Source organism: Aeromonas sp. 600276 (assembly GCF_049175815.1).
In the GTDB taxonomy this organism is placed as follows: Bacteria; Pseudomonadota; Gammaproteobacteria; order Enterobacterales; family Aeromonadaceae; genus Aeromonas; species Aeromonas dhakensis.
In genome coordinates, this window is record NZ_JAAKVU010000019.1 from 1 (window position 1) to 20103 (window position 20103).

Genomic DNA, 20103 nt, shown 5'->3' on the forward strand with positions numbered 1-20103 from the left:
GAAGGAAGTGCGCACTAAAGTAGCGTAAACAAGACACCGGTTTGAGGCCGGTGTCAGGTGATAACTAGATCTGTACAATTAGGGAGCCATGGCTCCCTGATTTTTTATCTGTACGTATATTTTTCCTACAGCATCAGATTTGATCGTTTAATTGACTCATTTTTCTCCACTGTACTTTATATCAGTTAGTGATTCATATTTTCTGATTAACTCATCTCTATATGAAGGAGACCACTCCTTCGAATGATAGGCTCTTTCAAAATATTTATTTGGCTGAAGAGTGATTTTCTCCAAATAAAGAACTATATCTTGTGGGAGGAAATTCATAAAACTATCTAAGCAACCCGTTTGTTGTACCTTAATTGAGTTTCTTAGCACTGAATTGAATGCTTTATCACCACTAGCAAACATACCCTCTTGCTCGGATTCTCGTTCAGTCCACATTCTGAAGTAACGATTTAAATTATATAAGTCCCATGTCATATTAAATGCACTGCGTTGTTTTGAATATGGGTCATCTGACACTTTATATTTCATCATTCGCTTCATGGGTGTTTCACTGAAATAAATAGCCGCAAAAGTAATACCCACAAGAGATAACATAAACTCGGTAATCATCCACTCAACCACTTTTTTTAGCTTATCCAGTCGGCTAATATTTGGAATGTGAGATACATAGATAATATACAAAACAATTAAATATAGTGAATCCCACTCACGTAGGCGCCTATATTTAATGAGATTGCTCCTGATAAAGGGTGCATCCATAGCATAATAATCTGCAGGAGTTATTGTGTCTATCTCACCCAATGCAAAATCTATTATTGATGAGTTATTTATATTGTTAATGCGGTGAAACAATTCCAAGTCAGATAAAACTTCATCAAGAACTTCATCATCATTTCTATAGTTTATTTTTTCATATACGGCATAAGTTGGGTCTAACTCGATCTCGGCACATTGACAAAAAGCAACAAGTGCAATTGCGTCACGAAACTCTTGCTTAGGCTTATTTTTCTTAAATGCATTCAAAATAAATTGATAGACATTTAAATCAAGATGTATAGTGTAAGTAACAGAATTAATTTGCTTATTATATAGATAGTTAGAGACGTTATATACATCTGAGTCATCAACCAAGTTGAAATTATGAACAATCCAGTCTCTATCAATCAAATTATTGATGATGCTATCTAAATATTCAGGGAAAGTATATAAAACTTTCATTCTCACACATCCACTTAATCAAATAATACCCAAAGCCGTAGGATCGACTAGCGAAATCGTAATATAACCTACGAACTTACAACATGGAATATTACCCCATCAGGATTCATAGGCTGAATCTCACAAGAGAAGTTATACTTTTTTTCATAGTCAATTTCTATGCACCAACTTTTAATTTTGGCCTTATTAGTCTTTACGAAAGATGATATACCTTTCCGAATGTGTTCATCTATAAAGGAAAAACATTCTACATTTTTAAAACTTTGCTTCTTACAACCAACAGCATCTAAAATCTGATTTTCACTTGCGGGCTTTAGCTTTGCTCTAAAAATAGCCACACCCTCTTTAAGTTCTACTTCTGCCGCTTCGGCACCGATCGTGTCTGCACCGTATTCATGGTTTAGCTCTAAGTGAAAATATCCTTTCCTGAGACTTTTTTTCATGACTTACCTTTAATATTAAGTGTGAAAGTTAGGGCCATAGTTTCGATTAGCGAAGCGTAAGCAGACATTCGCAATCTCTCTGTAAAATATTCTTTTAACTCGCCACTATCCAACCACTTTGCCCCCCAAAAACACTTTAACTAACAGGAAATTAAAAGAACTTGACAGAACGTACTTACTACATTGGTGGTTAGTTTCATCGTGAGCACCAATTACACCCATCGGCTAATCGAACCTACAAGCTCTCACTTCTGAAATAAGTATAAAAGCCTTAACCAATAGTATTTTATTTTAGCCTTAATTTTAGAGTCAAAATCATACCTTTTCTCCATGCCAAAAGTTTGTGTTTTACCAGTCATATCCACTATTATAATTTTGTTACACCAAGTTCGATGATAACCATGCGAAGTTTGGATAGAGAACAACAGCTTTTTTATCTCCTTGGATAAATTCTTCCCAGAAATACGAATATCGGTATGACCATTTGCGCCTATCTCAAAAGTATCATTATTAATAAATAAGCTATCTGAAAGGGATAATGTATCCATATATTCTGGTTTTTGATTATTCTTTTTCTCAACTTTGTATGAAGCTTTAACATAACAAGATGTCGACTTTATTTTTACCGGATATGCTTTCCTGTTTTTTATAACAATAATATATGTACTTTCACTTTCTTTATTGTGGATAACTAATCTTTCAATTGTTAAAGGCATTTGAGAATTCTTAAACCAACTCCACAAGACAGTAATTATTGCGATTAATGCTGCTGTAGAAGATAATGCATCTACGAAATATTTATAATTATCCATACATATCCTTGAGAGCCAACATTAATTAGTTGAAAGACATAACTAACGCTTTAATATAGTCTTCCATCTAAATCCGGCCTAGCGCTCGTCATCACAACCAATAAATCATTTTAAAACCATTGTGTTGGCAACTGATTTATATCCTTGTTATCAACACCCTATACAAGATTCACTTGTACCACTGGATAAAACCACAGTCAATAAGCGAAATAAGAAACTGCCACCAGCCCTTAGCTTTATCACATCCCAATTCGATGCAAACCATAGTCGTTGGTCAAGGGGCTCTCTGAGTGACATAAAAAAGGCCTCATTACGAGGCCTTGCTTGGAAATATTCAGGTTCAGAGTGGTGGCCTGCCTTGATGGCCATGGGTGAATATCAACCCGGCACCTCTACCAGTGACGGCTGGGCATGGGCTGCCTGGCCGCTGTGGGCATGCACCGGTTCGCAATAGGGAATGCGACTGAGCACCGGCGCCTTGATAAGCGCTGCCAGCTGATCGGTGCGGCGCAGGCTGGTATCCGCCAGTTCAATGAGCAGCGCCAGACCGCAGCCGAGCCCGAAGCCCCCCACCATGCCGGCGATCAGAAACAGCCAGAGCGGGTAGTTGCTGGGCTTGCTCGGGGCGAAGGGCCTGTCGATCACCTTGATCCGCTCGCCAGGCTCAAAACTGCCGAGCGCCCCGGTCACCTTGGCCTTTTCGTAGCGCAGCAGCAGATCCTGATAGAGGGAGCGCTTGACCTCGAGATCGCGCTCCAGCTCCGCCAGCTGGCTCTCCGTTTCACCCTGGGAGGCCACCACCTTGTTCAGATCGTCGAGCTGGGCCTGCAGCGCGGCGGTATTCTGCTCGGCCTCGGCCAGCTGGGCCCTGGCCTGATCCCATTCGGGCCCGACTGCCACGCCGGGTTGGCTCTTCTGCTGTTCCAGCTCCTGTTGCAACTGCTCAATCTGGTAGCGCAGGCTCTGCACCTCGCTGTGCTGATCGCTGTAGCGCACCCGCAGCAGGGCCAGCTCGGTTTGCATCTGCTGCAACTTCTCCTCCAGGCTGCGGGTCGTGGCCCCCTCCTGGCCGTGGGAGAGCTGCTCGACCCGGGTCTTGGCCTGCTGCAACTGAAGCAGGCTCTCGGCGTGGCGATCTTTCAGGCCGTAGAGCCGGGCGGCGTTGGCATTTTGCTGATCCGGCAGGGCGCTGGCATGCTCGCGCTTGAAATCCGCCAGCAGCTGTTCGGCCCCCTGCAGCTCGCTGCGCCGGCTGTCGAGCTGGCTTTGCAGGAATCGCTCGGAGGACTCGGCCGACTGGCGCCCCTTGTTCAAGAGGTTGAAGAAGAAGCGACGCGAGACGGCCTCCAGCAGGCCGGCACTGCTCTCGGCCGAATCGGCCTTCACCTTCAGCTCGATCACCTCGTCCCCGATGAGACGGATGGAGACGGACGCCGAGAGCCAGTCCATGATGGCGTCGCGCTTGGCGGGCGGGGTGTTGTCATCCACCAGCTTGCGGTCCCGCGCCACCCCGTCCATCACGTAGCGGCTGCGCAGCATGGCCTCCAGCACCGCGAAGCGATCCTTGAGGCTCTCCTGGGTGATCAGATCCTTGAGGGTCGGCGTCTGGTTGGAATCCTGCGGCACCATGAAGGTGGTGCGGCTCTCGTACACCTTGGGGCTGAGCACACCAATCCCCACCCCCACCAGCGGCATGACCAGGGCCGGCATCAGGATGAGATAACGGCGCCGCCAGGCGGCGAAGAGGATGATGTAGAGGTTGTAGTAGAACTGGACCGGCATGGCGTCACTCCCCTCAAGACAGGTATGGCATTCCACGAATGGAGGAGGAAATGCAAGGGTAATGCCAGCAAGCGGGCCAACATGGCAGACGTTGTGGTACAGGATTCGCATAGTCCCGCCAAGGGGCCCAGGAAGGGCCGACAACTGTGAGGAGAGCGCCATGCCCATCACCGCCCGGTCAGCCAGCACCGCCATCGTGCAAATCGTCCAGCACCTGCAGCCAGGGGGGCTGGAGACCATGGTGCTCAACCTCAGCCAGGCCAACGAGTGCCACCAACCCATGCACATCGTCTCGCTGGAGGGGAGCAAGGAGGCGCTGCTCGCCGCCTGGCCCGCCCTGGGGCTGTTCGCCTCGCGGATCCACTGTCTGGACAAGCCCGCCGGCTGGTCGCTGGCCACCCTCTATCGCCTCATCCGCCTGCTGCGCCAACTGCGGCCGGCAGCGGTGCACACCCACCATCTGGGCCCGCTGCTCTATGGCGGGCTGGCTGCCAGGCTGGCCCGGGTGGCGAGCCTTATCCACACCGAGCATGACGCCTGGTATCTCGATGATCCCCGCCAGCGCCAGCTGGCCGGGCTGGGGCTGCGCACCTTGCGGCCCACCCTGGTGGCAGACGCCACCCCGGTGGCGCACCAGCTGCAGGCGAGGCTCGGCGCCATCCAGGCCCAGGTGATCCCCAACGGCATCGACGAGGGGCGCTTCGTTCCGGGCCCTGCCGAGCTGGCGCGCCAGGCGCTGGGCTTGCCCCTCGGGGTGAGGCTCATCGGTTGCGCCGCCCGTCTTGAGACGGTCAAGGGTCATCACCTGCTGCTGGAGGCTGTGGCGCGGCTCTCCCCCGAGGTGCATCTTGCACTGGCCGGGGTGGGCAGTTTGCAAAATGCGTTGCAGCAACAGTGCCGACTGCTGGGGATTGCCCATCGGGTGCACTTTCTCGGCCTGGTGGAGCTGATGCCCCGCTTCTATCAGGGGCTGGATCTCTTCTGCCTGCCGTCGCTGGCGGAGGGGATGCCCCTGTGCGTGCTGGAGGCCCAGGCCTGCGGCGTGCCGGTGGTGATGAGCGCGGTGGGCGCCGCCGCCGATATCGTCTGCCCGGCCAGCGGTCAGCTGCTGGAGACGCGAGATCCGGCTCTGCTGGCGCAACTTCTGGCACAGGGGTTGCTCAACTCTCGTGGCCTGCGCACCGTCACCCGTGAATTTGTCTGTGAACAGGGCAGCCTGAGCCGGATGGCTCAAGCCTATCAGGCGCTGTACGCCCGCTGAGGCGATGCCACCGACACGCGAAGAGACAGCAAAAGGAGCCTCCCATGGAATGGATCATGATCGTGTTCTGGCTGTGTGCAGCCCTGGTGGTGTACCACCATGTGGGTTACCCCCTGCTGCTCAAATGGGTCGGCAAACGGGCCTGCTCACGCCAGCACCAACCGACCCCGCACCAACGGGGTTTTCGGGAAGAGGTCGGCGATGAGCAGCTCCCCGCCATCACCTTGGTGATGCCCATCTACAACGAGGCAACCACCCTGGCGGCCAAGCTGCAGAATCTGGCCAGCCTCGACTACCCGGCCGACAAGCTGGCGGTGCACCTGCATTTTGATGGCTGCACCGACGACAGCTATGCCATTGCCCTCTGCCAGCTCGGGGATCCCGCCCTGCTGCAGCTGCAGATCCGGCTGTTCGAGCACCCACGAAATCGCGGCAAGGTGGCCGTGCTCAACGAGGCGATGACCCATATCGACACGCCCCTGGTGGCCTTCAGCGATGTGTCGGCCCTGCTGCCCATCGACAGCCTGCTGCTGGCCGCTGCCCACTTTCAGGATCCTGCCGTCGGCGTGGTGGGCGAAGCCTATCGCTTCTGGCAGCCAGGCTCCCAGGGTGAGGCCAGCTACTGGCGCTATCAGAGCCAGATCAAGCTGTGCGAATCCGCCCTTGGCAGCATGCTGGGGGCCCACGGCGCCTTCTATGTGATGCGCAGTGACTGCCTGGCTCCGCTGCCATCAGACACCATCAACGACGACTTCATCCTGCCGATGCAGGCCATCGCCAGGGGCTACAAGGCGGTCTATGACAATCGCTGCGCCGCCCTTGAGCTGGAAGTTTCCGATGCCCTGCTGGAGTCCAAGCGCCGCAAGCGCATCGGTGCCGGCAACACCCAGCAGTTGCTGCGTCTGCTGCCGCTGCTGCACCCCAGATTCGGCTGGGTGGCGTTCAACTTCGCCAGCGGCAAGGGCTTGCGGGTGCTGATGCCCCTCTGCCTGACCCTGCTGTGGCTGTGCGCCATTCCGCTGGCCATCCACTCGCCCCTGTTCGTGGCGCTGCTGGCCGGTCAACTGCTGGGCTATGCCCTGGTGCTGCTGATCCAGCTCACCCCGCTGCACAACTGGCCCGGTCTGTTTCGCAAGATCCACTATCTGGTACTCGGACACTGGTACAACGGCATCGGCTCCCTGCGCTACGGCCTGCGGATGCTGACCCGCCCCACCACACAGGAGAGAGCAGCATGAAACACCCCATCCCCAAAGCGACCCTGGTGCTCAAGCGCATCATGGATCTGGCCGGTGCCAGCCTCGGCCTGCTGCTGACCCTGCCCCTGTGGCCGCTCATCATGTTGGCCATACGGCTCGACAGCCCAGGCCCGGTGTTCTTTCGCCAGCTGCGCATTGGCCGCAGCCACGCCAGCCACACCGAGCTCTTCTTCATGATCAAGTTTCGCACCATGCGCGCCGATGCCGAGGCGGGCACCGGGCCGGTCTGGTGCGGCAAGGCCGACAGCCGGATCACCCGCAGCGGCAACTTCCTGCGCAAGACCCGGCTCGACGAGCTGCCCCAGTTCCTCAATGTGCTCAAGGGGGAGATGTCGCTCATCGGGCCGCGGCCGGAGCGCCCCGGCATCGCCAACCGGCTGGAAGATGCGGTGCCCTTCTTCATCGAGCGCACCTATGAAATAGCCCCCGGCATCACAGGGCTGGCCCAGGTCAATCAGGGCTACGACGAGTCGCTTGACGATGTGCGCAGCAAGCTCGCCTTCGATCTCGCCTACTCGGTGACCCTGCTCCACCCCTGGCGCTGGCTGCTGCAGGACATGCAGATCATCGGCAAGACGGTCGCCATCATGGTGGGCAAGAAGGGGCGCTGAGTCGCCCCTGCTGCCGGTTCTCGGGCCACTGCCTTGGCGGTGGCCCGATGCTTTTCACCTTCAGCCACGCCAGCCTGTCGGGCCTACATCCCCATTTCATCTCATTGCTGACAGCGAGCCACGCCAACGCGGCCCTCACTCGCATCTCTTACCAGAGCGACGCCCCTCGCCATCCCGAGCGGTTTGCGCCGCCCCCTTTCCCCGGCCCCTGCAGTGGCTCACTGCCAAGGGGAGCCAGAGGTCGCGGCCTGCTTCTTTAGTGAAGTGTTCGTGGGCAAGCGGCTTGGCGCTGCCTGCGCTGTGCCACCTCGTCAGGCGCCTGGCGGACTGAGGCATCCAGCCGCACCATCTGGCCGGCGCCAGATAGGCAGAGCAGAGAGCGCGAGGCTGACAGGGAGAAGGGTTGACCGAAGGTGCGTCGCACAGCCATAAAAAAAGCGAGTGGCCTGGCCACTCGCTGCGCTTGCTGGCTGTGTGCCGGCGGCCCGGGATCAGCCGCCATAGACCGCCAGGATATCGCTCACCCTGTGGTTGACGCTGTAACCCCGGGCGATGGTCTGGCGGGCAGCCCGGCTCATGGCGCCCCGCGCCTGCTCGTCGCGGCTCAGCCAGTAGTTGACGATGGCCGCCATGTCCTGCACCTGGCCCGGCTCCACCAGCCAGCCGTTGGACTTGTGGTCAATCAGCGACACCAGCCCCCCCACCGCAAAGGCGCAGACCGGAATGCCGTGGGCCATGGCCTCCAGCGCCACCAGCGGCAGCCCCTCGAAGCGGGAGGTGATGCAGAGCAGATCGATATGCTGCCACTCGTCGGCCATCCGGCGAAAACCGTGAAACTCGACCCGATCTCCATACTGCATGCTGAGATCCCCCATCAGCGGCCCCTCACCATAGAGGTGAAAGCTCCCCTCCGGGCAAAAGGCGGCCAGCTGACAAAACGCCTGCGGCCCCTTCTCGGCGGAGAGGCGACCGACGAAGGCGATGCGATTGCCCGCCACCGCCACCGGGGCGGCAGGCATGGGGACAAAATTGCTGATGACGGTGCTCGGCACAGGCAATCTGCGGGCGATGGGCTCGCTCACTGCGATGCACTTCGCAAAGCGTGCCGTGAACCGATCGAGCCAACTGTAGAGTTTCAGCAAGCCCTCCCCGTCATCCCCGCTGTGAAAGGTGGAGACCACGGGCTTGCCGCTGCACCAGGCGGTGAGGCGCCCCAGGATCCCGGCCTTGTAGCCGTGGGTGTGCAGCAGCACGAAGCCGGGCTGGCCTGCCAGCACCCGGACGAAGTCACGGCTGTTGCGACAGACCCGGTATGGCAGCCCCTGTTGCCTCAGCAGAGTGACAAAGGGGGTCATACCGTGATCCGCCACCAGCACTATGGTGGTGTTCAGACCCCGCGCCAGCAGATCGCGGGCAAGGTGGGTTATGTGGATCTCTATCCCGCCGACCTGGCGGGCATCAATGGCGAGCCAGACCTGATGTGTTGGCAACATGGGCAACCTCCTCTGGTGGCGTCGGGCCACCTGCAGCGGGGGTTTTGCATAGAGTGTGCCAGCAGTTTTGGCGCCTCAGTCGGCAGGAAATGCCACCAGCAGCAGGGTCATGTCATCCGGGGCCTTGTCGGCCCGCTCGTCAAACCAGGTGGCGATGGCCAGGGCCAGCTGCTCCAAGCCGGGTGCGGGAGTGAGACAGATCTGCTGCAGCTGCGCCTCCCACAACTGACGCTCGGCGGGATCCCGGCTCTCCAGCAGGCCATCGGTCCAGAACAGCAGGCGCTCGCCCGGCTGCAACTGATGCTCGCAGGTCTCGAAGTGGGGATCCGGTCGCAGACCGGGCAAGGGGCCGGTGACGCCGAGCGGGTGCATTCCGTCCGCCCCGATGAGCCAGGGGGCCGGGTGCCCGGCGCTGGCCCAGCGAACGCGGCCCGCCTCCCCCAGCTCGATGCAGAGGGTGGTGAGCAGGGTCGCCCCCAGCAGGGGATCGCTGTGCACGGCGGTGGAGAGGGTGGTCAGCAGGCTGGCAGGGGATCGCTGCTCGCTCTGGGCAGTCAGCAGACCGCACAGATAGCCCGCGTAGGCGTGGGCGAAGAACTTGGCCTCGGCATCGTGCCCCATCACGTCCCCGAGCCACAGCACCCGCTCCTTCACCAACAGGAAATCCCCGCCCCCCACGGCGGCGGCGCGGGTCTGCAGCGCCAGCTGATAGCCATGCAGCTGGTTGGCCGGCAGCAGGGGGCGCAGGGCCGAGGTCATCCGCTGATCCAGCTGATCCCCCCACTGGGCCTTGAGCTGGGCCGACCGCTTGAGCACCCGGGCGACCGCCAGCTGCAGCGCCTGCTTGGTGATGGGCTTGATCAGAAAATCATCGATGCCAAGGGCGCCGGCCCGGCTCTGGGTCCATTGATCATGGTGGCCGGTCAGAAAGATGAAGGGGACCCCGCGCATCTTGGGATCCTTCATCAGCTGCTGGCGCAGGGCGAAGCCGTCGATCCCCTCCATCTCGATGTCGGAGAGCACCAGATCCGGCGGCTGGCGTCCCAGCGCCTGCAGAGCCGCCAGGGGATCGGCAAAGCTGTCGACCTGATAGTGGTCGTGCAGATAGCCGGTGAGCAAGGTGCGCATCACCTTGTCATCGTCGATCACCGCCACCATGGGCATCCGCCGGGGAGCGTGCCGGGCCCGCAGGATCACCCGGTTGCGCCCCTGCTGGTGGCTGAAGCTCACTTCCTCAAACAGGCTGTGCACCAGCGCCAGACCATAGCCCCCCTCCTGCGGCTCTGCCGGCAGGGGGTTGGCCGCCAGCGTTGGCTGGGGCCCGCCGTCATCATCCAGTTGCAGACTCAGGCCCGACTCATCCTGCTGCAGGGTGAGCCAGAGCTGGCTCGCCGGCGGCTCCCCATGACGCACGATATTGGTGGCGAGCTCGCTAAAGCAGAGCAGCCAGTTGGCCTGCTCCTCGGGGGCCACCTGAAACAGCGCCAACCCTTGCGCCAGACGGCCGCGCAGCTCGCGTACCGACTGCAGGGTGGCGGGGGCGGATCGCAACCACTCTTTCATATCGTCTCCCTCAGATCCGGAAGTTGAGCAGCATACTGCGCCGGCACCAGCGTTTGAGCCACTCGGTCAGCCGGTTGCTCGGCAGCCGGTTGAGTTCGCGCAGGATCTCGCTGGCCAGCCCCGGATTGACCCTGTCGTTGAACACGGCCCCCAGCAGATTGGCCTCGGCCCGGGTCAGCTTCTCCACCGCGCTCTGCACCATGGTGGTCGGCGTCACGCCGGCCAGCACCACCAGCAGAGCCCCCTCGCAGGCGGCGCACACCTGATCCGCCGGGATATTGCCCCGGTTGAGGGCGTTGAGGGGGGAGGTATCGAACAGCACAACATCATAGTGCTCGAGCCAGCGTACCAGCAGGGCGCGCAGGGTCTCCTTGTTGCGAAAGGCCATCAGATCCTTGCCCGGCGCCGGCAGCACCGCCAGGGCGTGACCCTGGTGCTGGGGCTCGGGCACGTCGTTGGGCCCCCAGGCCTGGCCGGCGGGCCGGCCCGGGTGATAGAGGTTGAGATCCACCAGCAGGGTCTTGAGGCCGTCAGCCTCGGCGCGCCGGGCCAGCGCCTCGCAGATGGTGCTGACCCCCTCCCCCCCCTCGGCCGAGGTGACCGCCAGGGAGCGGATCCCCCGCGCCAGGGTCGAGGCGTAGAGCGACTCCAGTTCCAGGTACTGGATCGGGATGCTCACGTTACAGGGTTCCCACCAGAGCGACCACCGAGATGGTGGTGAGAATGTCGCGCATCCCATCCATGAAGATGGCCCAGTTGCTGCTCTTGCTGTCGGGGATGAAGACGGTGTCCCCTGCCCTGAGCACCGGCAGCTTGCTGAAATCAGGCTCCTTGGCAAAGCCGTCCAGATCGAAGGTACGCGCCTGATCCCCCTGGCCGCTGACGGCCATGTTGATCACCACGATCTTCTTGATGTAGGCCGAGCTGGTGGGCCCGCCGGCTTCTGCCAGCAGATCCAGCAGGGTCATGGAGGAGTTGAAGCGATAGCGGCCCGGCCGGGCGATGGCCCCCAGCACCCGTATGGTGTTCTCCTTGGGCTCATCGAGCCAGGGGCGGTTCTTCTCCGGCAGGTAGATGGAGTCCCCCGGCAGCACCTTGGGCAAGAGTGTTTCGTCGCCGGTCTCGAAGTAGAGGGAGAGATCCAGCTTGCTCACCCGCGCCGTGCTGCCGTTGCGATGGGCGATGCGCACGTTGCGCAGGTCCGCCGCCTGGGTCGGGCCGTCTGCCGCCGAGAGGATGTCGATGAAGCCCATCTCCTCGTTGAAGGCGTAGCGACCGGGGGCGCCGACCTGGCCGAAGATGTAGATGGAGCTGTCCGGCGACTGGCGTACCCACTGGGACTTGTTGTCGCTGGGATCGGTGGGCAGCTCGGGGATCATGATGGTGAAGCCGGCGTGGATCCTGGGCAGGCTGCCAAGGGCCCCCCCCTGATGGAGAAACTTGTCGAGATCGAAGATGGTCGGGGTCGCCATGCCCCCCTCCGAGGTCAGGATCTGTACCTTGGCGATGTCGGCCCGCTCGTTGGGGCCGCCGGCATGGGCGATGAGATCGAGCAGAGACATCTCGTCAGACCATTCATAGCGGCCGGGAATGCGCACCGCCCCCATCACCATCACCGCCCGCCCCGGCGCCACCTTGAGCCAAGACTTTTCGTTGATGTCGGTCTTCTCCGGCACGAAGATGGCGTCACCCGGCCTTATCTGCGGCAGGTTTTTCTGCATGCCCTCGGTATAGGCCTGCAGATCGATGGGTTCGACCGCGCCATTGGTGCGCAGCAAGCGGATCTGGCGGCTCTCGGCATAGCGGGTCGGCCCGCCGGCGTTGGCCAGGATGTCGAGGAAGGTATCCCCCTCCCGTCCCTCGTAGGCGCCGGGCTTGAACACCTCCCCCATGATGTAGATGGTGCGCGCCCCGCGCTTGATCTGCTCCTCGTCCTTGGGCACGAAGATGGTGGCGCCGGGGGCCAGTGCCGGCAGCAGCTTGTTGTTGCCCGAATCGAGGTAGGCCTTGAGATCGAACAGCTCGGGGGCATCCCCGTTGATCACCCGGATCCGCTCCACCCCGGCAAAGCGGGTCACCCCGCCGGCCCGCATCAGCAGATCGACGATGGAGTTGCCACTCTTGAAGCTGAAGGCGCCCGGGCTGTTCACCTCGCCAAACACCTTGATTGCCTTGCCGGTGTCGCCATCCCCGCCGGCGGCCAGGGTGGCGGCATCAAAATCGATCTGGACGTTGCCGATGAGGGGGGATGCGGGCACGAAGACCACGTCGAGGGATTGCAGCGGGGGCAAGAGGCCGGCATCGCCGGTATCGAGATAGCGCTTGTAGTCGAAGCTGGAGACGGTGTCGCCGCGGCGCACCTGCATGTTGTTGAGCTGGGCCCCCGGCACCAGGCCGCCGGCCGCATCCAGCGCCATCTGCACGTTGCCATCGGGGGCCAGATCATAGCTGCCGGGCTTTTTGACATAGCCCATGACGCTGATGAGCAGCCGCTTTTCCAACAGGGTGATGGTCAGTTGAGAGAGGTTGTTGTAAACAGGCTTGAGGGCGGTGCGAATGATGGCGTCCGCCTCTGGGAGCGTCTTGCCGCCCACCACCACGGTACCCACCTCGGGCAGTTTGATTTCACCCTGCTTGTCGATCTGGAAGGGCTTGTCGAAGGCGGCCTCCCCCGGCTGCACGATTGAGAGCCGATCGCCCGGCGCCAGCAGGGTGCTTGCCAGCAGCGGACAGGTAAACAAAAACAGAACAACCGCGATAAATCCCTTGATAGCGCCCCGATCCATAGACATCCTTTTTATTGTTACGTTTGCCTCCACTGACGCAACGGAAGTCCAGACCAGCTCCGGCTACAACCCCCACTGGTGGTCTTTTCCAGCTGCAAACGCACCTGCTTCAACGACTCGGCCAGCATGGCCTGACGCCAGGCTACGTCGGCCCAGAGTCGGCCATGTACATCCCGTACTATATCAACTCGTTGAGATTGTAGCTGTTTTAGCCCAGCCGGCATGCAGTCGCGCAGACCCGCCTGCTGCAGGCTGACCAGTTGCTGATCGAGCTTCTGTTGACGCTCATCATAACCTGACAGCAGGCGTTGTTCATCCTCATTTAACGGTAACCAGGTGGGTCTCAGCTCGGCCATTCCCCCCTTGCCCTCGGATGGCCATTGCGCGCAACCCGCCATCAGCAGCGAGATCCCGAGCACAAGCCAGTGCTTCATGATGCCACCACCATGCCGGATGACTGCATATAGGCTTTCACGTTCTCATGACAGGGAATGACCCGGTTGATGTGCAGCATGTCCAGCAGATCGCGGGGCTGACCGGGACCACAGATGATCTCCAGATGATGCCCATTCATCACCAGCCGCTTGTGGAGAAACACCAGGGCACCGATCCCCGAGGAGTCGATGAAGTGCACGTCTCGCAGATCCGCCAGCACATCACCTGTGTACTCCGACAGCTTTTCAAATAAGGGGCGCAATTCACTGACGGCCATCGCATCAAACTCGCTTTCCAATGCCACAACCTGAGTGTCGTTAAGGGTGTAGGTCATGCTTTCCATGTTGAAGCTCCTTGTCTATGCCAGGACGGTTTCGTTCCATGCCATACCCAGTAAAGCAAGAGCCGTGCCTGGCAAGAAAAAGACCCAAAGAAACCCTGTTTTTCACCTTAACTAGAGAAGCACATCGGCCACGGCAAGGGGAGAATTCCTTGCCAATTTGCAACATGGCTCATCCTTCTCATTGCAAAATGCGATGAAAAGGCACTCTCACCCCCTCTTCACCCCCGTCTAAGCCACGCCAGCTGCCGCTTTCCACTATCAGGCACGCTTATTGCCTTGCCTCTATGCCAGGCCCGCCGTTGCCCTGGCATCTGCTTCTCACGGTTCCATGGAGGAAGGTTATGAGACTCAATTTTTATATGGCTCCCCTGCTGGCCATTCTTTGCGCTACCGCCCAGGCGACTCCCGATCCCGACAGCGCCCAGCTCAGGGTGGAAGGCGCCATTACCCAGCCCAACTACCAGCAGGACGCCCTGTGGGACACCGCCATGCTGGATCAACTGCCCGAGTACGAGATCAAGACTCACACCCCCTGGTATGACGAAGAGAAGACCTTCCGCGGCCCCCGTCTGAGCGATCTGCTGGCCAAGGTGGGCGCCAGCGGCAAGCAGCTGACCATCACGGCGCTCAACGACTACTCGATCCAGGTGCCCACCAGCGATGCCGCCCAGTATCAGGTGATCCTGGCCCGCAGCATCGATGGCAAGCCGCTGTCGGTGCGTGACAAGGGGCCCCTGTTCCTCATCTACCCGTTCGATCAATACCCCGAGCTTCGCAACAAGCTCTATTACGGCCGTGCCATCTGGCAGATCAACAAGATCAAGGTGGAGTGAACCGCATCATGCAATCCATGGCAGCCAGTCAGCGCTCCCTGTTCGTCGTGCTCTGCGTGCTGTTGCTGGCGTTTGCCGGTATCGGTACCGTCCAGTACCGGCAGTTCGAAGAGCTGCAGCACAGCACCAGTCAGGGTGAAGACAACGTCATGTGGAACTATTTCCAGCTCTACAACGAGGCGCTGCGCTTTCAAAATGCCCTGAAAAATGAGCCGCAGGTCAAGTTCCAGCTCAGATACGACATTCTGGTCAGCCGGATTGAGCTGGTGCTGGAGAGCAAGGATCGCAACCTGCTGCAACATACCCAGATTTATCAGCAGGCCAGCAAGGAGATGCGCCGCTTCATCGCCCTGGCCGATCTCTGGCTCGGGCCGGTCCAGCACAAGCCGCTGGATCAGGCGGCCCATCAGCAACTTGATCAACAGCTGACCTCCCTGCTCCCCCAGCTCCACCAGCTGACCCTGGAGGTCAACGAGCAGGCGACCCTGCTTGACGTCGCCCGCCGCGAGGGGGTTCGCCAGCAGATCATCACCACCAGCCTGATCGCGGCCCTGCAGTTTGCCCTGCTGTTCGTGCTGGCCCTGCTCATCTGGCGGCAGATGAATATCTCGTTCCTGCAGCACAAGCTGATGCAGCAGCTCAACGAGAAGCTGGTGCGGGCCAACCGCGAGGCCGAAGCGGGTCAGCGGGCGAAAAGCAGTTTTCTGGCCAACATGAGCCACGAGATCCGCACCCCCATGAACGGCATACTCGGCATGTTGTCGCTGCTGGCGGATCGCACCATGGCCCCCAGAGAGCGGGAGTACCTGGAAACGGCCCGGGAGTCAGCCAACCATCTGCTGGGGCTGCTCAACGACATTCTGGATATCTCGAAACTGGAAGAGGGTCGCATCGAGCTGCAACTCGTGCCCCACCATCTGCCCAAGCTGCTGGAGGACATCCGGGCCCTGATGCAGAGCAATTGCGATGCGAAAGGGATCAAGCTCAGCCTGACCCTGGCCCCCAACACGCCGGAATGGCTGATGATGGATCCCCTGCGGGTGCGCCAGATCCTGTTCAACCTGCTCAGCAACGCCATCAAGTTTACCCACCAGGGCGAGGTGAACATCAGGGTGGACAGCCAGCCGCTGGACAAGGAGCGTCATTCGATTCGGATCGCGATTCAGGACACCGGCATCGGCATGAGCAAGTACCAGATGGGCAACCTGTTCCAGCGCTTCTCCCAGGCCGACATCTCCATCACCCGCCAATATGGTGGCTCGGGGCTGGGCCTCGAGATCTCCCGCAACCTCGCCCGCCTGATGGGGGGCGACATCTCGGTCGAGAGCCACGAGGGATTCGGCAGCACCTTTACCTATCTCTGGCCTGCCCAGGCGACCACCCCGTCGATGACCAGCCTGCCCAGCAAGCCGATCAGTCAGGAGAGCTATCGCATCTTGCTGGTGGACGACAACGCCACCAATCGCAAGGTCATCGGTGCCATGCTCGCGTCTGCCGGCCATCGGGTGACGCTGGCACTGCAGGGGGAAGAAGCGCTGGCCAGACTGGCGCAAGAGACCTTCGACATCGTGCTGATGGATGTGCAGATGCCGGTGATGGACGGGCTGGCGGCCACCACCCATATCCGCGCCTCGCGCCAGAGCTGGGCCGACATTCCCATCATCGCCCTGACCGCGGATGCCATGCCCGAATCGAAGCAGTACTACCTGTCTCACGGCATGAACGGCTACATCACCAAGCCCATCAGCAAGGAGACGCTGCTGGGGGAGATCAACCGTCACCTGGTGCGCGAACAGCGCAAGCGCACCATGACCCTTGGCAATCAGGCTTGAAGCGGCGCCGTGCGCCCGAACGCAGCGGCGTGAAGGTAGCAGGCGCTGACTCGACGATGCGGGCGCCCGCCATGGGTGCCCGTTTTCACGCTTGAGCCAGGCCCAGGTTCACTCCCGCCACCAGGGGCTGCCACCATGGGGGGCCTGCAAGGTCAGCGGTTCCCCCATCATGGGGGTGGTCAGCGGGATCTGCTGCTCGGCCGCCAGCCGGGTGATCTGCTCCAGCGGCTCATCCCATGGGTGCATGGCGAGATCGAAGGTGCCGTTGTGGATGGGATAGAGCCAGGCTGCGCGCAGATCGTGAAACGCCTGCGCGGTCTGGGCCGGAAACATGTGCACATGGGCCCAGCGCTCGTTGTAGGCCCCCGTCTCGAGAAAGGCCATGTCAAACGGGCCATGGCGCTCCCCTATCTCCTTGAAGCCGGCGAAATAGCCGCTGTCGCCGCTGAAGAACAGGTTGAAATCATCGCTGCGGATGACCCAGGAGGCCCACAGAGTCAGGTTGCCATCGCTCAGGCCGCGGCCGGAGAAGTGCTGGGCCGGCGTGGCGATGAGCTCAATGCCATCGACCCGGGTCTGCTGCCACCAGTCCAGCTCCCTGATCTTGTGCGCCGGCACGCCCCAGGCGCGGAGCCTGGCCCCGACGCCGAGCGGGGTGATGAAGTGCGCAACCCGCCCCTGCAGCGCCACTATGGTGGCGTGATCCAAATGGTCATAGTGATCGTGTGAGAGGATCACCCCGGCCAGGGGCGGCAGATCCTCAAGGGCCATGGGCGGGGCGTGCCAGCGCCTGGGGCCCAGCCATGAGAGCGGTGAGGCGCGCTCGCTGAAGACGGGATCGGTCAACCAGAACTGGCCGCGCAATTTGAGCAGCAGGCTGGAGTGACCCAGCCGCCAGACGCTGAAATCCGGAGCCGCCATGACATCCGCAAGGGTCATGGCCTGCACCGGGATGGCGCGATCCGGCAGGGTGCCGGCGGGCTTGCCAAACAGGAAGTCACGCCAGATCCCGACCTCTTTCCAGACACTGCGCGCGGGGGGCGCCACCAGATTGTGAAACCGGCCTGCCCGATACTGGGTTGAGTCCTGGTGTTCGGGCAGACCCGATTGCAATACAGACGAGATAATACCGGCCATCGCGGCTCCTGTGAGTCATAACAACATAAGGGCCCCGGCGAACCGGGGTGACACGAGCGTAGCCAAGACTCGCGGCAGTGGCCGGGTGCCTTGCACGACTCGCTTTCAAACAGGGCGCCTCAGCGCCCCACCAGTTTTCCCAGGTGCGCCGGGTAGCGCCCCCCTTCCAGCTCGATGCCTGCCACGGCGGCGTCAATGTCGGTCAGCTCGCTGCTGCCGAGCCTGATGGCGGCGGCCCCCAGGTTCTCTTCCAGCCGGTGCAGCTTGGTGGTACCCGGAATGGGCACGATCCAGGGCCGCTGGGCCAGCAGCCAGGCAAGCGCAATCTGGGCCGGCGTCACCCCCTTGCTGGCGGCCAGATCCCCCAGCACCTCTACCAGGCGCAAGTTGGCGGCGCGGGCCTCCTCGGCAAAGCGCGGCACTATGCTGCGAAAATCGTTCGCCTCGAAGCGGGTATCGGCCTTGATGGCCCCGGTCAGAAAGCCCTTGCCAAGCGGGCTGAACGGCACGAAACCTATCCCCAGCTCGTCGAGCAGCGGCAGGATCTCCTGCTCGGGCTCACGCCACCAGAGGGAATATTCACTCTGCAGCGCCGCCACCGGCTGCACCTTGTGGGCACGGCGGATGGAATCGACGCCGGCCTCGGACAGACCGAAGTGGCGCACTTTCCCCTCGCGGATCAGGTCCTGTACTGTGCCGGCCACCTCTTCCATCGGCACCTCGGGATCGACGCGGTGCTGATAGAAGAGATCGATGACATCGGTGTTGAGCCGGCGCAAGGAGGCCTCGGCCACGGCGCGGATATTCTCCGGCCGGCTGTCCAGCCCATCGGGTACCTTGCCGTGCTTGAAGCCGAACTTGGTGGCGATCACCACCTTGTCGCGAAACGGGGCCAGCGCCTCCCCCAGCAGCAACTCGTTATCGCCCGGGCCATAGGCTTCGGCGGTATCGAAGAAGGTGACCCCGAGCTCATGGGCGCGCCGGATCAGGGTGATCGCCTCCGCCTTGTCGGTGGCGGGGCCATAACCAAAGCTCAAGCCCATGCAGCCCAGACCGATGGCGGATACCGTCAGCCCGCTGTGACCCAATTGACGTGTTTGCATGCTTGCTCCTTTTCTCACAATGCAGCCGAAACTGCCCTGGTAACCATGGATGCACGGCCCCTTGTCTCAACCAACCCGAAGGGGAGTCAAGCGCTAAAGGCTGGCGCGGTCGATGGACACACTATAGAGATGGGATAAACATCGAACTAGACGGTAAATGACGGAATCAGTTACAACCAAATGATGTAAATCCATGAGCCAGACCATGATCAACGAATTGCGCTCCATCACCACCTTCGTACACACGGCCGAGCTGGGCAGCCTCAGCAAGGCGGCCGAGGCCCAGCAGATCTCTCCCCAGGCCGCCAGCAAGGCGCTCGGGCAGCTGGAAAGCTATCTGGGGGTACGCCTGTTTCATCGCACCACCCGCAGCATGTCGCTGACCGAAGAGGGGCAACGATTTCTGGAGGCGGCGCAGCCTGCCCTGCTCGGCCTGCAGCAGGCCCTGACGGCGGCGCGCCAGACCCGTGAGGAGTTCGCCGGCCCGCTGCGAATAGTGGGCCCGCGCTCCGTGGTGCAGACGGTCATAGGGCCGCTGCTGGAGGAGTACTGCCGCAGCTATCCCGATGTGCAGCCGGATATCCGGCTCGATGACAGGGTCGGCAACTGGGTGGAGGAGCGGGTCGATGTGGGGCTGCGCATCGGCATCTCGCCCCAGGAGGGGCTGATCGCGCGCCGCCTGTTCCCCATGCAGCTCATCATCTGCGCCGCCCCCGCGTATCTGCGCAAATATGGCGTCCCCCTCACCCTGCACGATCTTGCCCTGCATCGCTGCAGTGCCTTTCGCCACGCGGGCAACGGGCGCCTGATCCCCTGGTACGTCAAGATGGGGGACGAACTGCAGGAGCATCCGGTGCGCCCGGCACTCTCCACCAACGACGAGATGGTGGAGCTGGGGGCCGTGCTGGCCGGCGATGTCATCGGCCAGCTGGCCGGGCCGACGGCGGCGGCGCATATCCGTGCCGGCCGCCTGGTTCCCTTGCTGCTCGAGCACATGACCCAGAGGCTCGGCCTGTTTCTCTACTACGGCAGTCGCGCCGCCCAGCCCGCCCGGGTACGCCACTTCATCGATCTGGCGATCGCCAGCCTCGCGGACAACCGCGCCTATGTGCTCGACCAGGATGAGCTGGAGCAGGCCCATCGGGCCGGCATGGCGTCGCTGCAAGCGACATGATGCCCGCGC

Annotated in this window: 18 protein-coding genes; 6 read left to right on the forward strand and 12 right to left on the reverse strand. The window is 60.2% G+C overall.

The genetic code is table 11. The features are described 5' to 3' along the window. Positions 1 to 156: 156 nt before the first annotated feature. The 4 genes from G5134_RS17325 to G5134_RS17340 form a co-directional block, all read right to left on the reverse strand. Complete coding sequence (locus G5134_RS17325; protein ID WP_156559881.1) at positions 157 to 1227, reverse strand: hypothetical protein; 1071 nt, start codon at positions 1225 to 1227, stop codon at positions 157 to 159. 68 nt (positions 1228 to 1295) lie between these two features. Beyond that, the gene (locus G5134_RS17330) at positions 1296 to 1670 is read right to left on the reverse strand and encodes a hypothetical protein (RefSeq protein ID WP_156559878.1); all 375 of its coding nucleotides are present in this window, start codon (positions 1668 to 1670) and stop codon (positions 1296 to 1298) included. Positions 1671 to 1915: 245 nt separating this feature from the next. Beyond that, the gene (locus G5134_RS17335; RefSeq protein ID WP_156559875.1) at positions 1916 to 2482 is read right to left on the reverse strand and encodes a hypothetical protein; all 567 of its coding nucleotides are present in this window, start codon (positions 2480 to 2482) and stop codon (positions 1916 to 1918) included. 378 nt (positions 2483 to 2860) lie between these two features. Further along, positions 2861 to 4264 carry a GumC family protein gene (locus G5134_RS17340; protein WP_065018126.1) on the reverse strand — a complete coding sequence of 468 codons (1404 nt, stop codon included), beginning with the start codon at positions 4262 to 4264 and terminating at the stop codon, positions 2861 to 2863. A 160-nt stretch (positions 4265 to 4424) separates the two neighbouring features. Here G5134_RS17340 and G5134_RS17345 point away from each other — a divergent pair, with 160 nt between their 5' ends. From G5134_RS17345 to G5134_RS17355, 3 genes are read left to right on the forward strand one after another with little or no spacing between them, the layout of a single operon-like run. Further along, a complete protein-coding gene (locus G5134_RS17345) occupies positions 4425 to 5525 on the forward strand; it encodes a glycosyltransferase (protein WP_065018125.1) in 1101 nt (366 codons plus the stop codon). 44 nt (positions 5526 to 5569) lie between these two features. Then, positions 5570 to 6763: a glycosyltransferase family 2 protein gene (locus G5134_RS17350; protein ID WP_065018124.1), complete on the forward strand. Its 1194-nt coding sequence runs from the start codon at positions 5570 to 5572 to the stop codon at positions 6761 to 6763. Continuing rightward, entirely contained in the window at positions 6760 to 7395 is a 636-nt protein-coding gene (locus tag G5134_RS17355) for a sugar transferase (RefSeq protein ID WP_005301410.1), read from the forward strand. The genes G5134_RS17350 and G5134_RS17355 overlap by 4 nt, the downstream gene beginning before the upstream one ends. Positions 7396 to 7886: 491 nt before the next feature. On the opposite strand, the gene G5134_RS17360 is transcribed toward G5134_RS17355, so the two are convergent. The 6 genes from G5134_RS17360 to G5134_RS17385 form a co-directional block, all read right to left on the reverse strand. Beyond that, positions 7887 to 8888 (reverse strand): glycosyltransferase family 4 protein, encoded by a 1002-nt coding sequence (locus G5134_RS17360; RefSeq protein WP_065018123.1) that lies wholly within the window; start codon positions 8886 to 8888, stop codon positions 7887 to 7889. A gap of 75 nt (positions 8889 to 8963) precedes the next feature. Next, entirely contained in the window at positions 8964 to 10451 is a 1488-nt protein-coding gene (locus tag G5134_RS17365; protein ID WP_421232094.1) for a SpoIIE family protein phosphatase, read from the reverse strand. 10 nt (positions 10452 to 10461) lie between these two features. Then, positions 10462 to 11130, reverse strand: a complete 669-nt coding sequence (locus G5134_RS17370; protein ID WP_005301417.1) for a CpsD/CapB family tyrosine-protein kinase — start codon at positions 11128 to 11130, stop codon at positions 10462 to 10464. A 1-nt stretch (position 11131) separates the two neighbouring features. Next, positions 11132 to 13237: an SLBB domain-containing protein gene (locus G5134_RS17375; protein ID WP_010633833.1), complete on the reverse strand. Its 2106-nt coding sequence runs from the start codon at positions 13235 to 13237 to the stop codon at positions 11132 to 11134. 17 nt (positions 13238 to 13254) lie between these two features. Then, on the reverse strand, positions 13255 to 13671 hold the full coding sequence (locus tag G5134_RS17380; RefSeq protein ID WP_010633832.1) for a hypothetical protein: 417 nt from the start codon (positions 13669 to 13671) through the stop codon (positions 13255 to 13257). Next, the gene (locus tag G5134_RS17385) at positions 13668 to 14015 is read right to left on the reverse strand and encodes an STAS domain-containing protein (RefSeq protein ID WP_005301420.1); all 348 of its coding nucleotides are present in this window, start codon (positions 14013 to 14015) and stop codon (positions 13668 to 13670) included. Before G5134_RS17385 ends, G5134_RS17380 begins: the two co-directional genes overlap by 4 nt. A 341-nt stretch (positions 14016 to 14356) precedes the next feature. Here G5134_RS17385 and G5134_RS17390 point away from each other — a divergent pair, with 341 nt between their 5' ends. Both G5134_RS17390 and G5134_RS17395 read left to right on the forward strand, forming a co-directional pair. Beyond that, entirely contained in the window at positions 14357 to 14848 is a 492-nt protein-coding gene (locus tag G5134_RS17390; RefSeq protein ID WP_005301421.1) for a molybdopterin-dependent oxidoreductase, read from the forward strand. An 8-nt stretch (positions 14849 to 14856) separates the two neighbouring features. Beyond that, positions 14857 to 16680, forward strand: a complete 1824-nt coding sequence (locus tag G5134_RS17395) for an ATP-binding protein (RefSeq protein WP_242441267.1) — start codon at positions 14857 to 14859, stop codon at positions 16678 to 16680. Positions 16681 to 16788: 108 nt separating this feature from the next. Here G5134_RS17395 and G5134_RS17400 read toward each other — a convergent pair whose 3' ends face one another. Continuing rightward, on the reverse strand, positions 16789 to 17817 hold the full coding sequence (locus G5134_RS17400) for an MBL fold metallo-hydrolase (RefSeq protein ID WP_231939790.1): 1029 nt from the start codon (positions 17815 to 17817) through the stop codon (positions 16789 to 16791). Positions 17818 to 17936: 119 nt separating this feature from the next. After that, positions 17937 to 18920: an aldo/keto reductase gene (locus tag G5134_RS17405; RefSeq protein ID WP_065018120.1), complete on the reverse strand. Its 984-nt coding sequence runs from the start codon at positions 18918 to 18920 to the stop codon at positions 17937 to 17939. A gap of 193 nt (positions 18921 to 19113) precedes the next feature. Between G5134_RS17405 and G5134_RS17410 the strand changes: the two genes are divergently transcribed. Next, positions 19114 to 20094 (forward strand): LysR family transcriptional regulator, encoded by a 981-nt coding sequence (locus tag G5134_RS17410; protein WP_082970103.1) that lies wholly within the window; start codon positions 19114 to 19116, stop codon positions 20092 to 20094. Positions 20095 to 20103 lie beyond the last annotated feature (9 nt).